This window comes from Burkholderia sp. Tr-20355 (assembly GCF_017104685.1).
Taxonomy (GTDB): domain Bacteria; phylum Pseudomonadota; class Gammaproteobacteria; order Burkholderiales; family Burkholderiaceae; genus Burkholderia; species Burkholderia seminalis.
The window spans coordinates 1-13,359 of record NZ_JAAGPK010000019.1 but is presented as its reverse complement, the minus strand read 5'-3'; the positions used below and the strand labels follow the sequence as shown (position 1 = coordinate 13,359).

Here is a 13,359-nt window from a genome sequence, read left to right as displayed (position 1 = left end):
TAAGACGGTTCAATGGCCGGACGACATCGGTTGCGGCCCGCGCGGCGTTCTCAGCAGCAGCGCGAGCGGCACGCAGGCGAGCAGCGCGAGGCCCAGCAGATAAAAGGTTTCGGAGTAGGTCATCACGACGGCCTGGATCTGGATCTGCTGCGCCAGTTGTCCGAGCGCGCGCAGGTTCGAATACGCGAGGTCGCCGGTGTGCGAGAACCAGTTGGCCGCATAGGCGGACAGCCGGTCCTGCCCGATCAGCGAGTTGGCGGTCACCGATTCGCGGAGCATGGCTGTATGGTAGGTCGTGCGCCGGTCGATCACGGTGCCGATGATCGCGAGGCCGATCGAACCGCCGAGGTTGCGCGCCATGTTGTAGAGCCCGGCCGCGTCGCCCGAATCTTCACGCGCGACGGCCGCCATCGATGCCTGGTTGAGCGGCATCATCGCGAGCATCTGCGCGACGCCGCGGATCAGTTGCGACCACACGAAGTCGTGGCCGACGCTCTGCGCGGTCAGGCTGATGTCGAGCATGCAGCTCAGGCAGAACAGCAGCAGCCCCGAGATCACGAGGATGCGGAAATCGACCTTGCCGAGCAGGCGCGGCAGGATCGGCATCACGAGAAAGGCCGGCAGCCCCGACAGCAGCATGATCGCGCCGGCCTGTTCCGCGTTGTAGCCGGCGACGATCGCGAGGAACTGCGGCAGCAGGTAGGACACCCCGTACAGCCCGGCGCCGACCGCGGACACGATCACGATCACGCTTGCGTAGCGCGGGTTGCGCATCAGCGACAGCCGCACGATCGGTCGTGTCGCGAAGCGTTGCGACAGCGCGATCAGGATCATCCCGGCCAACGACACGATGCTCAGCGTGACGATCATCTGCGATTCGAACCAGCGTTCGCGCTGGCCTTCCTCGAGCACGACGGTGAGCGAGCTCAGGCCGATCGCGAGGCCGAAGATGCCGAGCCAGTCCGCGTTGAAGAACGCGCTCCAGTGCGGGCGGTCCGACGGCAGTCCGAACACCAGCAGCGCCATCAGCAGCAGGCACACGGGCAGGTTCAGGAAGAAGCACCAGCTCCAGCTCACGTTTTCCGCGAGCCAGCCGCCGAGCACCGGGCCGAACAACGGCCCGAGCAGCACGATCAGGCCGAACAGCGTCATCCCGACCGGCAGTTGCGACAGCGGCAGCCGCGTGCGGATGATCGTCTGCGCGGTCGGGATCAGCGCGCCGCCCGTGAAGCCCTGGCCGATCCGGCCGGCGATCATCATCGGCAGCGAGTGCGACCAGCCGCACATCATCGAGAACGCGATGAACAGCGCGGAGTTCGTCAGCAGGAAATTGCGCAGCCCGAACACGCGCGTGAGCCACGCGGCGAGCGGGATCATCACGATCTCCGACATCAGGTAGCCGGTCGAGATCCAGGTGCCTTCGGTGCCGGTCGCGCCGATTTCGCCCTGGATCTGCGGCAACGCGGAGTTCGTGATCGAAATGTCGAGCGTGGCCATCAGCGCGCCGAGCGCGCCGGCCGCGACCGCGATCCAGTCGGTGACGCTTGCGCGGCCTTCGTGCGGCGGCGCGGGCATCGTGGCGGACGTATCAGCCATGGCGCTGCTCGTCGCGGGCCGAACGCGTGTCGACGTCGACCGTGACCGACAGCCCCGGCAGCAGCATGCGCTGCGCGCGGGCGTTCGAGTCCAGGCGGATGCGCACCGGCACGCGCTGGACGATCTTCGTGAAGTTGCCGGTCGCGTTTTCCGGCGGCAGCAGCGCGAACTGCGCGCCGGTGCCGGGCGCGAAGCTGTCGACGACGCCGGACAACGTGCCGTCCGGCAGTGCGTCGACATGCAGCGACACGGGCTGGCCGATGCGCATGTTGCCGATCTGCGTTTCCTTGAAGTTCGCGACGAGATAGATCGAGTCGACCGGCACGACGGTCAGTAGCCGGGTGCCGGGCTGCACGTACTGGCCGACGCGTACCGTGCGATCGCCGACGCGGCCGGCGAGCGTGCTGCGCACGATCGTGTTGTCGAGATCGAGCTGCGATTGCGCGGCGCTGGCCTGCGCGGCCTCGAGCTGCGCGCGCGCCTGCTGGAGTTGCGCGGTGAACGACGCGATCTGCGTGCGCGCGGCAGCGATCGACGCGTTGTTCGCGGCCAGCGTCGCGGCGGCCTGGTCGCGTGTGCTCTTCAGGTCGGCGACGCGTTCGTGCGTTTCGGCGCCGGTTGCCGCGAGTGGCGCATAGCGCGTGTATTCGTCGCTGGCGTGCTGGGCATTGATGCGGGACACCTTCGCCTGCGCGTCGGCCTGCTCGAGATTCGCACGCTGCTGGCTGATGTCGGCTTCGGCGCGCGCGATGTCCGCACGGCGGGCGTCGACGGTGGCCAGCGCCTGCGCGAGCGCGACCTGGTACTGGCGGACATCGAGCCGCACGAGCGGATCGCCGGCCTTCACGGCCTGGTTGTCGCGCACGTAGACGTCGGTCACGTAGCCCGCGACTTTCGGCGCGGCGGTCATGCTGTCCGCCTGCAGGTACGCATCGTTGGTGCTTTCGATGAAGCGGCCGACCGTCCACCAGCGGCCGAGCCAGACGGCGCCGCCGATGGCGACGAGCACGGCGACGGCGAGCAGGATGCGCCGCTTCGATCCGCCGTTTCCGTTGCGCGGCGTTGTTCCGTTTTCCTGACGATCTGCTTTCTGTGGCGGGTGCTGGGGCGGGTCTTGCGGCGTCGACATGCGGGATCCAATTTATTCCAAGTGGAATAATTATTCCAGTTGATAAAATTGTGTCAAGTAGAATATCGATCGATCGAACGACGAGGAAGGCATGAATGAAGCGAAGAAGCTGCGCCGCACGTCGGCAGGCGGCTACGCGCGCGGGGACGAAACGCGGCAGCGGATCATCGAGGCGGCAATCGAACTGTTCGGCGAACGCGGGTTCGCGGGCGCGTCGACGCGCGAGATCGCCGCGATGGCGGGCGTGAACGCGCCGGCGCTGCAGTACTACTTCGAGAACAAGGAAGGCGTGTACCGCGCGTGCGTGGAGACGATCGCGGAGACCGGCTGGCAGGTGTTCGCGCCCGCGGTCGGCCATGCATGGGCGATGCTCGATGCGCACGCGGAGATCGACGTGCTGATCGATGCGTTCATCGGGTTGCTGCGCGCCCTGTCGGACCGGATGTTCACCGCGCCGAAGACGATGAATCAGCGCATGTTCTTTGCGCGCGAGCAGGGCGGCCAGGAGCCGGCGAGCGCGAGCGAAATCCTGATGTCGCGCATGCGCAAGCCGCTGAACGACGTGAGCGCCGCGCTGATCGGCCGCATTTCGGGGCGGCCGGCCGACGATCCCGTCACGCGGTTGCGCGCGCTGAGCCTGTTCGGGCAGCTCACGGTATTCCACATCGCGCAGCGTTCGGCGCTGCAGTTGCTCGAGTGGGACGCGTTCGAGGGCGAGCGTGCGGCGCTGCTGATCGAGACGATCGCCGACCAGACGCGCGTGCTGCTCGAGCAATGGCATGTGCAGCGCGACGCGCCGGCGGCCGGCCCGGAAAGCGCCGCGAAGCGCGCGCCGGGTGCCGCCGCGTCGAAACGCGCGGCGAAACCGGGAACGGCACGCCCTGCGGCGAAAAAGACGGCGCGCGTGAAGAAACCCGCCGCGCGTTGAGCGCGGCGCGTCACACGCGTTGAGCGATCAACCGGGCTTGCGCCCCCCGTTGCCGGGCGACGGCGGCCGGGGCGGCGTGTCGGGCGCGGTGATGTCGTCGGTGGCGTGGTCGCCTTCATCGCTGCCGGCAGGCCGCGTTCCGTCCGCATAGGCAACCAGGCTGCGCTGCGGATTGGCGATCTGGATCCCGCGCTCGCGGAAGGTCTCCGCGATCCGCCGGTTGAATTCGCGCTGCACGCTCCAGCGCGCCGAGTCCGTGCACTGCATCTGTCCGGCCAGCGCGAGCGCCGCACCGTCGACCTGGTCGATACCCCAGTAGCTGAAGTCCGACAGGATGCCGTCGCGGTACGTCGGATCGTCGCGCAACGCGGCGCCGATTTCCTTCAGCGTCGCGATCGCGCGATCGATGTCCTCGCCGTACGCGATGCTGACCTTGACGGCCGCGTTGCCGAGCCCGCGATTCGTATTGTTGACGGTCGTCACCGAGCTGAACGGGATCGTATACAGCGACCCGTCGCCCGCGCGCAGCCGCACGGTGCGGATCGACAGGTATTCGACCGTGCCCGACACGCCGGCGAGCGTGACCCAGTCGCCGACCTGCATCGCGTTTTCCATCAGCAGGAAGATCCCGGTGATGAAATCCTGCACGAGCTTTTGCGAACCGAAGCCGAGCGCGACGCCGAAGATGCTCGCCCCGGCCAGCAGCGGGCCGATGTTCACGCCGAGTTCGCTGAGGCCCGTCAGCACGACGACGAGCGCGATCATCACGAACAGCAGCGAGCGCAGCATCGGCAGCAGCGTGCGCAGCCGCGCCGCCCGCACCAGGTTGCCTTCGCGCGTCCAGCGCTGCAGGCGGCGCTCGATCGTGATGTTCGCGGCTTCCCAGACGACGAGCGCGACGATCGCCGCGATCGCGATCGTCACCAGCGCCGACGCGAGGCGGTGGCCGATGGTGCCCGTCCCGAACGCGCGGAAGACCGGCACGCCCCAGATCTGCAGCAACAGCACGAGGGTCACGACGCCGATCGCGCCCGATACGATCTGGCGCAGCAGCGGGTAATAGCGGTACGCGTGCAGATGGACGAGCGTGCGGTCCTCGTCGCGGCGCTGGAACAGCCGCGCGAGCGCGCCGAACACGACGATCGACACCATCCGCATGCCGATCATCACGGCGATCGAGCGGCCGCCGAGCGTGATCAGCACGCGGTAGCCGTTGTGGACGTCGAGCGCCCACACGAACCACAGCGCCATCACGACGAAGACCGACACGGGGGCCCAGGCGTCCGCGAGCGCATTGGCGACCACGGCGAAGGTCGGGCGGTCGGCGCCGGCCGTGCGGATCCTTGCTGCGACCGGCCGGCGGCACTGCAGGATCAGCACCGAGATCATCACGTGCCCGGCGAGCGCGACGGCTTTCAGCAGCGCGACGTGGCCGGCTTCGCTGAGGCCGAAGCTTGCGGCGATCTCGACCGCGGCCGTGCAGGCGCCGACCACGATCACGATCCGCGCGATCGAGCGCTGCGCGAAATCGGCCCATGCGTCGCTGATATGCAGCAGCCGCAGCTGTCGCGCGTCGGGCTGGAAGAACAGCCGGCTGACGATCGTGACGAGCCGGCAGATCACGTAGGTGTCGATCAGCGCTTCGAGCGCGGATTCGATCGGCGCGCCCGTATCGCCGAGCAGCGACATCGCCAGGCTCGCGACGCCGACGAACACGAGCAGCGGCACCGCGCGCAGCCCCAGGCTGACGAGCGCGCGCGGCATCCGGTGCAGCAGCGTGGTGTGACGCCGCGCATCGCCTTGACCGTGGGATGAAGGCGGCGCGGCTTCGGCAGCGTCGGTGGCATCGGGTGGGGCGGATGAGTCCGGCGGTGCGTCGTCGTCGGGCGGGACGGAATCGGGCGCGGCGGTACGCGATGGGCCGGCGCGCCGCGCCGCGACCGCAGCCAGCGCACGCCGCAGCAACCGCCTCGCGAGCCATTCGACGAAGAGCGCGGGCACGAGCACGGCGAGGATGGTCCAGGCCGCGTGCGTGAGCTCGGCGCGCGCGTCGGCGCGCACCAGCCTGTCATGCCACCAGTTGCCGACCGAGCCGACATCGAGCAGTGAGTGCAACGATTCCTTCAGCGCGCTGCCGATTTCGGTGGTCCAGTGCGCCCCCTGGCGAACGAGCATCGACGCGAGCCCGTTCGACGTGAGCGCGGTCGGGACCGCGGCGGCCGATGCGCTGCTCGCCGCGGCCGCATTGCTGGCGGTGGCCGCGGGCGCACTCAGTACGCCGACGGCTGCGATCGCGCGCAGCGTCGTTTCGACCTGCGCGCGATCGCGGGGGTTTTCGAGCACATTGAGTGCCTGCTGGGCCTGTTGCGGCGTCAGCGCGGGCGCGGTGCCGGAAGCGGCCGAAGCGGCGGCCGGAGCGGGGGCGGCCGCATGGGCGGCCGACACGACGGCGGCAAGCAGCCAGCCGAGGAGGAAATGTCGCATGGAGTGGGCATGCGGGTGCGCATCGGGGCGCGGCCCGCCGGGCTGAACGATGGACGGAAGTTAACATGATCGCGGCCGGACGCGAATAGTTCCGTCGACGACGATTCGAATCGGGCATCCCCAAGGCGGCGCGGGCGTTTGCAGTGCGCTCGCGCAGGCAAATCTCCGGTGCCGGCTCCAGATGGTCCGGCAATCGGGCGGGCACGGCTTGCCGAATCGCAAGATGCCTGTCACGCCCGTTTGCCGTCGGGCACGGGCAATCCCCTGCCACGTGCGCATTCGCCCGATCATGTGCGACGCATCGGATAAATTCGGTTTCCTGATGAATCAGGCATGTTCGTCGTGAAAGACCGGCAGCACGTGTTCGGCGATTTCCTCGATGACCTCGCGCACGGGTCGGTCCGATCCCGGGTTCAGCGTGACATGATGCGTGCCCGCCGCACGCATGTCCTGCAGGATGTCGACCAGCGCACGGCGCCCGGTTGCGTAGCCGAGCGACAGCGCGGTGGCCGGCGCATCGGGGTCCGCGGCGAGGTCGAGCCGCATCGACACGCCGAACGCGCGAAATTCCGGCGCGGGAAGCCGGTCGACCGCCGCGCGCCACATCGAATGGCGGGCGCGCTGCGTGTCCGGATCGCGGTGGTACGTCATCCAGCCGATCGCGTGTCGCGCGATCCAGTCGACGCTTTGTCCGCCCGAGCCGACCGCGAGCATCGGCACCGCATCGTCGCCGCTCGGCAGCAGCGTGAATTCGGGGGCGTCGGGCGGCGCCTGGTCGGGCAGCACGCGTGACGGTATGCCCAGCGCGGCCGCGACGACCTCCCAGTGTGCGCGGTAGCGGTCGCGACGCGTTTCCGCGTCGATGCCGAACGCCGCGTATTCGGGCGGCCGGTCGCCGGAGCCGAGCCCGAGGATGAAACGTCCGCCCGACAGCGTCGCGACCGACAGCGCGCCTTTCGCGATGTGCAGCGGATGTCGCAGCGGCAGTACGATCGCGCCGCTTGCCAGTGCGATCCGCCGCGTGCGCGATGCCAGTGCACCGAGCAGCACCCACGGGTCGAGATGGCCGACCGGGTCCGGGTAGTCGGCGCTGTTCAACGGCACGTCGCGAATCCACAGTGCGCGAAAGCCGAGTGTATCGGCCAGCTCGGCGAGTTCGAGCTGCTCGTTGAAGTCGGCGACGATACGGCCGCTGCGGAGCAGCGGCAGCGTGAGGCCGATCGATAACCGTCCGTCCGAAAAGACGCGACGAGCGACGTCGGGGCGGGCAGGGGCGGGCGTGGTCATGGCGGATCCTCGAGGGCGATGCAAAAGCGGACGCGCGGCGTTCCGTGTCCGAATGCTAGCGTGTTTGCGCAACGCGCGAGCCGTGCGGCATGCGGCATGCGGCATGCGGCGTGCGGCGTGCGGCGTGCGGCGTGCGGCGTCCGCGGCGCTACGCGATTCGCAGCGTCACGCCGCGTCGAGCGAGGCCGGGGCGCGACGATGGTAGGACGATTGTCCGCGGCGCGCGGACGCAACGCGCCGGTCCCCGCCCGGGTGCCCGCTGCAGCGCGACCACGCGCAAGGCCGGCCATCGCCCCGTGCCGGCGGGCGTTTCAGTTTCGAAACGTTCGCGCTTCCTGACGGTGCGCGATCCTTTCGGACCGCCTTGCAGGTGCCCGCGCGGCCTTGCCGCGCGAAGCATGGTGCGCTCCTTGCATATCTGTAGGGGCCGTGAGTGTGATCGCGGGGGCGTAGTCGGCCCGGCGATCGCTTCAGTAGGTCGGACGCATCGGAGACGGGGACAAGAGAATGAAAAGAGACCGAATCGCAACGTGGCGTGTTGCAAACATGAATCGCCGACCTGCCAGGGTATTCGCTTCGCCGTTACGTGCGGCGACGTGAGCGCGCGGCTTTCCGTTCCATCCGAGCAATCGGGTTCGTTCTGAACGACGACGTGCACGCGGGATGCACGAGGCCGACCGGAGACGGTCGGCCGTCGGGGATGAGCCCCGAATGCATGCGGATGGCCCCGGCCTGGATCCCGGACCGTCATGCCGTCGCGCAACGCAAGTCGTCGCGTGGCGGATGCGTTCGCGCGCCGCGCGTTGCGGTATGGCGGACCTGACCCGGACCGCACGGAAGCGCCGGTGGCGCGACGCGGCGCAGCATCGTGGAACACGCGTAGTCCAGGGGAAGCGTTCGCCGGTGGCTGCATGGCGGACGTCGCAACTTTGTGCTGTCAGTTGATCCACTACCCCGATGGATCAATTGTTGAAGCGCCCATCGCCGAGCGGCGAATGGGCGTCTTTTTTTGTGCGCCGGTTTTGCGCCCGGGGCCGCCGGCCGGATCGGGCGGCGTTATGTATCATGTGTTGGCGCGCGGGCCGCTCGTGCGGTCGCACGGCCGGCCCGCGCGCCCGATCACGCGTTGCCAACATGAACGACACAGCCTTGCACGACTCCTCAACCGCCGGCGTCGACCCGGCCGCGCTCGACGCGCTGCACGCGTTCGTCGAGCGGCATCCGCGCCTGCTCGTGCTGACCGGCGCGGGCATCAGCACCGATTCCGGCATTCCCGGCTATCGCGACCGCAATGGCCAGTGGATGCGCTCGCCGCCGATCCAGCTTCACGAATTCCTCGGTTCCGATGCCGCGCGGCGGCGTTACTGGGCGCGCAGCATGATCGGCTGGCCCGTCGTCGGCCGCGCGCAACCGAACGGGTCGCACGCCGCGCTGGCGCGGCTCGGCGGCGCGGGCCGGATCGAGCGCCTCGTCACGCAGAACGTCGACGGCCTGCATCAGCGCGCGGGCAGCGACGACGTGATCGAACTGCACGGCGGGATCCACGGCGTGACCTGTCTCGAATGCGGCGCACACCATGCGCGTGCGACGATCCAGACGGTGCTCGAGGCCGACAATCCCGACCTGCTGGGCGCGCAGGCCGAGCCGGCCGCGGACGGCGACGCGCACCTCGAATGGGCCGCGCTCGACACGTTCCGGGTGCCCGCCTGTCCCGCATGCGGCGGCTTGCTGAAGCCGGCGGTCGTATTCTTCGGCGAGAACGTGCCGCGCGAACGCGTGGCGCTGGCGTCGCAGGCGCTTGACGCGGCCGATGCGCTGCTCGTCGTCGGTTCGTCGCTGATGGTGTATTCCGGCTACCGCTTCTGCGTGTGGGCGCAGGCGCGGCACAAGCCGGTCGCCGCGCTCAATCTCGGCCATACGCGCGCCGATCCGATCCTGACGCTGAAGGTCGAGGCGCGTTGCGCGCCGGCGCTCGACGCACTGACGGCCCGTCTGGGGCTTGGCGGCAACCCCGTGGAGCATGCATCGTGACCGGCGCCCCGTCTTCGCCCGATCCCGCCGCGCGGTTGCTGGCGCCCGCGGCCGAACGCAACCGCGGGCCGATCCTCGACGTATTGCGCCGCGTGCTGCCGGCGAGCGGCAGCGTGCTCGAAATCGCGAGCGGCACCGGCCAGCATGTCGTCCACTTCGCACAGGCGTTGCCGGGCCTGCGCTGGCAGCCGAGCGACCCCGACGAACAGGCGCGGCACTCGATCGCCGCGTGGATCGCGCATGCGGGCCTCGCGAACGTCGCCAGGCCGCTGGCGTTCGACGTGCGCGAGGCATCGTGGCCGGTCGCGATGCTCGACGCGATCGTCTGCATCAACATGATTCACATTTCTCCGTGGGCCTGCACGGAAGCGCTGTTCGCGGGCGCGGCGCGGCTGCTGCGGCCGGGCGGCGTGCTGTTCCTGTACGGTCCGTACCGCCGCGAAGGCCGGCACACGGCGCCGTCGAACGAGGCATTCGACCTGCAGCTGCGCAGCCGCGACCCGTCGTGGGGCGTGCGCGATCTCGAGACCGTCGTCGCGCTCGGCCTCGATCGCGGGCTCGACTGTATCGAGGTCGTCGAGATGCCGGCGAACAACCTGAGCGTCGTGTTCCGCCGGTTGCCGCACGCGGAGCAATGACACGCCGGCGCGCATCGACGCCGGGTTTCCACTATCCTTTCGCCTGTGCGCGCGGCCCGGTTCGGGTCGCGCCCCGTTTTTTCCGGAGAATTGACTAATGGGCAAACAAGCAATCGGTGTGATCGGACTTGCGGTGATGGGCCGCAATCTCGCACTCAATATCGAGAGCCGCGGTTACGCGGTGTCGGTGTACAACCGCAGCCGCGAGAAAACCGACGAACTGATCGCCGAATTCCCCGGCCGCAACCTGGTGCCGACCTATACGCTCGAAGAATTCGTCGCGTCGCTGGAAACGCCGCGCCGGATCCTGATGATGGTGAAAGCCGGCGAGGCGACCGATGCGACGATCGCGTCGCTCAAGCCGCTGCTCGAGAAGGGCGACGTGCTGATCGACGGCGGCAATACGCACTTCACCGACACGATCCGCCGCAACCAGGAACTCGCGCAGTCGGGCCTGCACTTCATCGGCACCGGCGTGTCGGGCGGCGAGGAGGGCGCGCTGCGCGGCCCGTCGATCATGCCCGGCGGCCAGCGCGACGCGTACGACCTCGTCGAGCCGATCCTCAAGCAGATCGCCGCGAAGGCGCCGTCGGACGGCGAGCCGTGCGTCGCGTACATGGGCCCGGACGGTGCGGGCCACTACGTGAAGATGGTCCACAACGGTATCGAATACGGCGACATGCAGCTGATCGCCGAAAGCTACTCGGTGCTGAAGGACGTCGCGGGCCTGACCAACGACGAACTCGGCGCGGTGTACACCGAATGGAACCAGGGCGAACTCGACAGCTACCTGATCGAGATCACGTCGAAGATCTTCGGCAAGAAGGACGAGGAGACCGGCAAGCACCTCGTCGACGTGATCCTCGATCGCGCCGCGCAGAAGGGCACCGGCAAGTGGACGAGCCAGAACGCGCTGGATCTCGGCGTGCCGCTGCCGCTCATCACCGAGTCGGTGTTCGCGCGCGTGCTGTCGTCGCTGAAGACCGAGCGCGTCGCGGCCAGCAAGATCCTGTCGGGCCCGGCCGCCGCGCCGTTCGACGGCGATCGCGCCGCGTTCGTCGAAGCGGTGCGCCGCGCGCTGTACCTGAGCAAGGTGATCTCGTACGCGCAGGGCTTCGCGCAACTGCGCACGGCGTCGGGAGAGTACGGCTGGAACCTCGATCTCGGGACGATCGCGAAGATTTTCCGCGCGGGCTGCATCATCCGCGCGCGCTTCCTGCAGAAGATCACCGACGCCTACGCGAAGGATCCGGCGCTCGCGAACCTGTTGCTCGACCCGTACTTCAAGGACATCGCCGCGAACTATCAGACGGCGCTGCGCGACGTCGTGGTCGCCGCGGTCAAGGCCGGCGTGCCGGTCCCGGCGTTCGCGTCGGCGGTCGCATACTTCGACAGCTACCGTTCCGAGCGGCTGCCGGCGAACCTCGTGCAGGCGCAGCGCGACTTCTTCGGCGCGCATACGTTCGAGCGTACCGACCAGCCGGGCAGCTTCCACGCGAACTGGTCGTAACCGGCGCGTGGGGGCGGCATTGTTGCGAAAATCTATTCTTTGAATAGGGTTTTTCTATCCCGGATGCCGACATTGTTGGCTCCGGGGAAACAGTGTTTTCGTTCTTTCATGGTTTTCCCTAGGTGCTGCCGGGACTAAACTCTGTTCCATCGCTGCAGACATGGTGTGTGCGGCGGAGCAAAAAAATCCCGGAGGTAATCATGAAATCGCTGATCGCAACGTTCGCCGCAGCTGCTGTCCTCGCCGTTCCCGCCGTCTCGTTTGCCCAAAACGCGCCCGTCACCCGTGCACAGGTGAAGGCCGATCTCGTCGCCGTCCAGCAGGCCGGCTACAAGCTGGGCAGCGACCGCACGAACTACCCGGAAGGCATCCAGGCTGCCGAAGCACGTCTGAACCCGCAACAAAACGTTGCCGCTGCCGACACGACCGGCTACGGCGCGCAACCGGCCGCCGCGCAAGAATCGGGCGCTCCGGCTGCTGCAAAGACCGGCTGGCAAGTCAAGCGTATCGCTGACGGCGCACCGGTCTACAAGGGTCGTTAATGGTGCGACCGCCCCGGCGGCCGGATCCGACCCTCTGTAGTACAAACAGCCCGTCGTTCCGTCATGCGGAACGGCGGGCTGTTTTCATTGGCGGCGCGTGACGCGCCGGCGCTCAATGCAGCGGGCGGCGGCCGCGCCCGATATCGCGGAACAGCGCTTCGGCCGGTTCCAGCACCTGCAGCCACGTTTCATCGTAGCCGCTCAGCGTGTCGAGTGCGTCGCGCAGCCGTTCGATCGCGAGGATCGGCAGCTCGACGCTGTGGCGCGTGGCGCCCGTCATGTGCGCGACGCTCGCCAGCTGGACGAGCGCATCGGCCGCTTCGGCGACATCGGTCGCGAACAGCAGGTGCCGGTTGAGCAGTTCGACCAGGCCGCTGGAGCCGGCGAAATCGTCGGCGTCGAGCTGCACGGAAAGAAACGTCGCGTTGTTCATTGTCATGCTCCTCGTTGTCATTGGATCGCGCTGCATCACCGAGTATAGGCGGCGATCGAAGCGGGGAATGTGACGGCGACGGGATGGGCTGCGCATGCGGCGGCGCGGGTGGAAAACCCGCCCGAAGCCCGCTTGAAGCCCGCCGGACGGCCCGCCCGGCGCGGCTCGCAGGCCGCCGCCACGCCCGCGCGGCGCTGCAAGATTGTTGCCGGAACCGGCAGCCGACGCGGTCCTGACCGCGACAAATGGTATCTTTGCCGGTCGGGACGACACTGGAAAGTGCGAAAAAGGGGCCGGTGAGCCCCTTCGCGCGGACGTTCCGCTGTGGAAACTGACGGCCGCGCGAGCGGTCGGATACTGATTGGTCCGGCCGTCCGGCCGGACATCGTGCGTCGCGCACCGGGGGGCGGTGGGCGGCGTCGCGACGCAAATCCGGGAGGACCCTTGAGAGAAACTATTCCCATCCACGATGCGCTGACGCGCTGGTTGCCGCAGGCGGCGCTCGTCGCTGCCGCCGTCGCGCTGTCGGGCTGTACGCTGACGCCGTGGACCGACAACTGGCAACCGGCGCGCCAGTCGACCCCGATGTCGGCTGCGACGCCGGGCGTGATCGCCGGCTATTACCGCGTGAACCCGGGCGATACGCTCGCGGGCATCGCGAGTGCCTACGGGCAACGCGTGCAGGACGTGGCCAGCTGGAATCACATGGCGCCGACCGACGCCGTGTCGCCCGGCCAGGTGCTGCGCGTGGCGCCGCCGTCCGCCGCGCCGTCGCCCGGGC

11 protein-coding genes are annotated in these 13,359 nt (G+C 68.6%); 6 read left to right on the top strand and 5 right to left on the bottom strand.

Annotated features, from left to right (window positions below; genetic code table 11):
* Positions 1–9 precede the first annotated feature (9 nt).
* Complete coding sequence (locus G3N62_RS07310; RefSeq protein ID WP_034185762.1) at positions 10–1,596, bottom strand: MDR family MFS transporter; 1,587 nt, start codon at positions 1,594–1,596, stop codon at positions 10–12.
* The gene (locus tag G3N62_RS07305) at positions 1,589–2,725 is read right to left on the bottom strand and encodes an HlyD family secretion protein (protein ID WP_124668835.1); all 1,137 of its coding nucleotides are present in this window, start codon (positions 2,723–2,725) and stop codon (positions 1,589–1,591) included. The genes G3N62_RS07310 and G3N62_RS07305 overlap by 8 nt, the downstream gene beginning before the upstream one ends.
* A 91-nt stretch (positions 2,726–2,816) precedes the next feature.
* Between G3N62_RS07305 and G3N62_RS07300 the strand changes: the two genes are divergently transcribed.
* Complete coding sequence (locus G3N62_RS07300) at positions 2,817–3,653, top strand: CerR family C-terminal domain-containing protein (protein WP_049032077.1); 837 nt, start codon at positions 2,817–2,819, stop codon at positions 3,651–3,653.
* Between the two features lie 27 nt (positions 3,654–3,680).
* On the opposite strand, the gene G3N62_RS07295 is transcribed toward G3N62_RS07300, so the two are convergent.
* Both G3N62_RS07295 and G3N62_RS07290 read right to left on the bottom strand, forming a co-directional pair.
* Positions 3,681–6,137, bottom strand: coding sequence for a mechanosensitive ion channel domain-containing protein (locus G3N62_RS07295; protein ID WP_241012997.1), 2,457 nt, complete (start codon positions 6,135–6,137; stop codon positions 3,681–3,683).
* A gap of 327 nt (positions 6,138–6,464) precedes the next feature.
* Entirely contained in the window at positions 6,465–7,424 is a 960-nt protein-coding gene (locus tag G3N62_RS07290) for an LLM class oxidoreductase (protein WP_124668836.1), read from the bottom strand.
* A 1,134-nt stretch (positions 7,425–8,558) separates the two neighbouring features.
* On the opposite strand from G3N62_RS07290, the gene G3N62_RS07285 reads away from it, so the two are divergent.
* The 4 genes from G3N62_RS07285 (at position 8,559) to G3N62_RS07270 (ending at position 12,145) form a co-directional block, all read left to right on the top strand.
* Complete coding sequence (locus G3N62_RS07285) at positions 8,559–9,455, top strand: NAD-dependent protein deacetylase (protein WP_034185767.1); 897 nt, start codon at positions 8,559–8,561, stop codon at positions 9,453–9,455.
* Complete coding sequence (locus tag G3N62_RS07280; protein WP_124668838.1) at positions 9,452–10,093, top strand: DUF938 domain-containing protein; 642 nt, start codon at positions 9,452–9,454, stop codon at positions 10,091–10,093. The genes G3N62_RS07285 and G3N62_RS07280 overlap by 4 nt, the downstream gene beginning before the upstream one ends.
* Positions 10,094–10,190: 97 nt before the next feature.
* Positions 10,191–11,603, top strand: a complete 1,413-nt coding sequence (gene gndA / locus G3N62_RS07275; RefSeq protein WP_124668839.1) for an NADP-dependent phosphogluconate dehydrogenase — start codon at positions 10,191–10,193, stop codon at positions 11,601–11,603.
* Between the two features lie 200 nt (positions 11,604–11,803).
* Entirely contained in the window at positions 11,804–12,145 is a 342-nt protein-coding gene (locus G3N62_RS07270; protein ID WP_034185770.1) for a DUF4148 domain-containing protein, read from the top strand.
* 112 nt (positions 12,146–12,257) lie between these two features.
* On the opposite strand, the gene G3N62_RS07265 is transcribed toward G3N62_RS07270, so the two are convergent.
* Positions 12,258–12,578 carry a hypothetical protein gene (locus G3N62_RS07265; protein ID WP_034185771.1) on the bottom strand — a complete coding sequence of 107 codons (321 nt, stop codon included), beginning with the start codon at positions 12,576–12,578 and terminating at the stop codon, positions 12,258–12,260.
* A gap of 444 nt (positions 12,579–13,022) precedes the next feature.
* Between G3N62_RS07265 and G3N62_RS07260 the strand changes: the two genes are divergently transcribed.
* A partial coding sequence (locus G3N62_RS07260; protein WP_206141216.1) for a LysM domain-containing protein occupies positions 13,023–13,359 on the top strand: 337 nt, incomplete at its 3' end.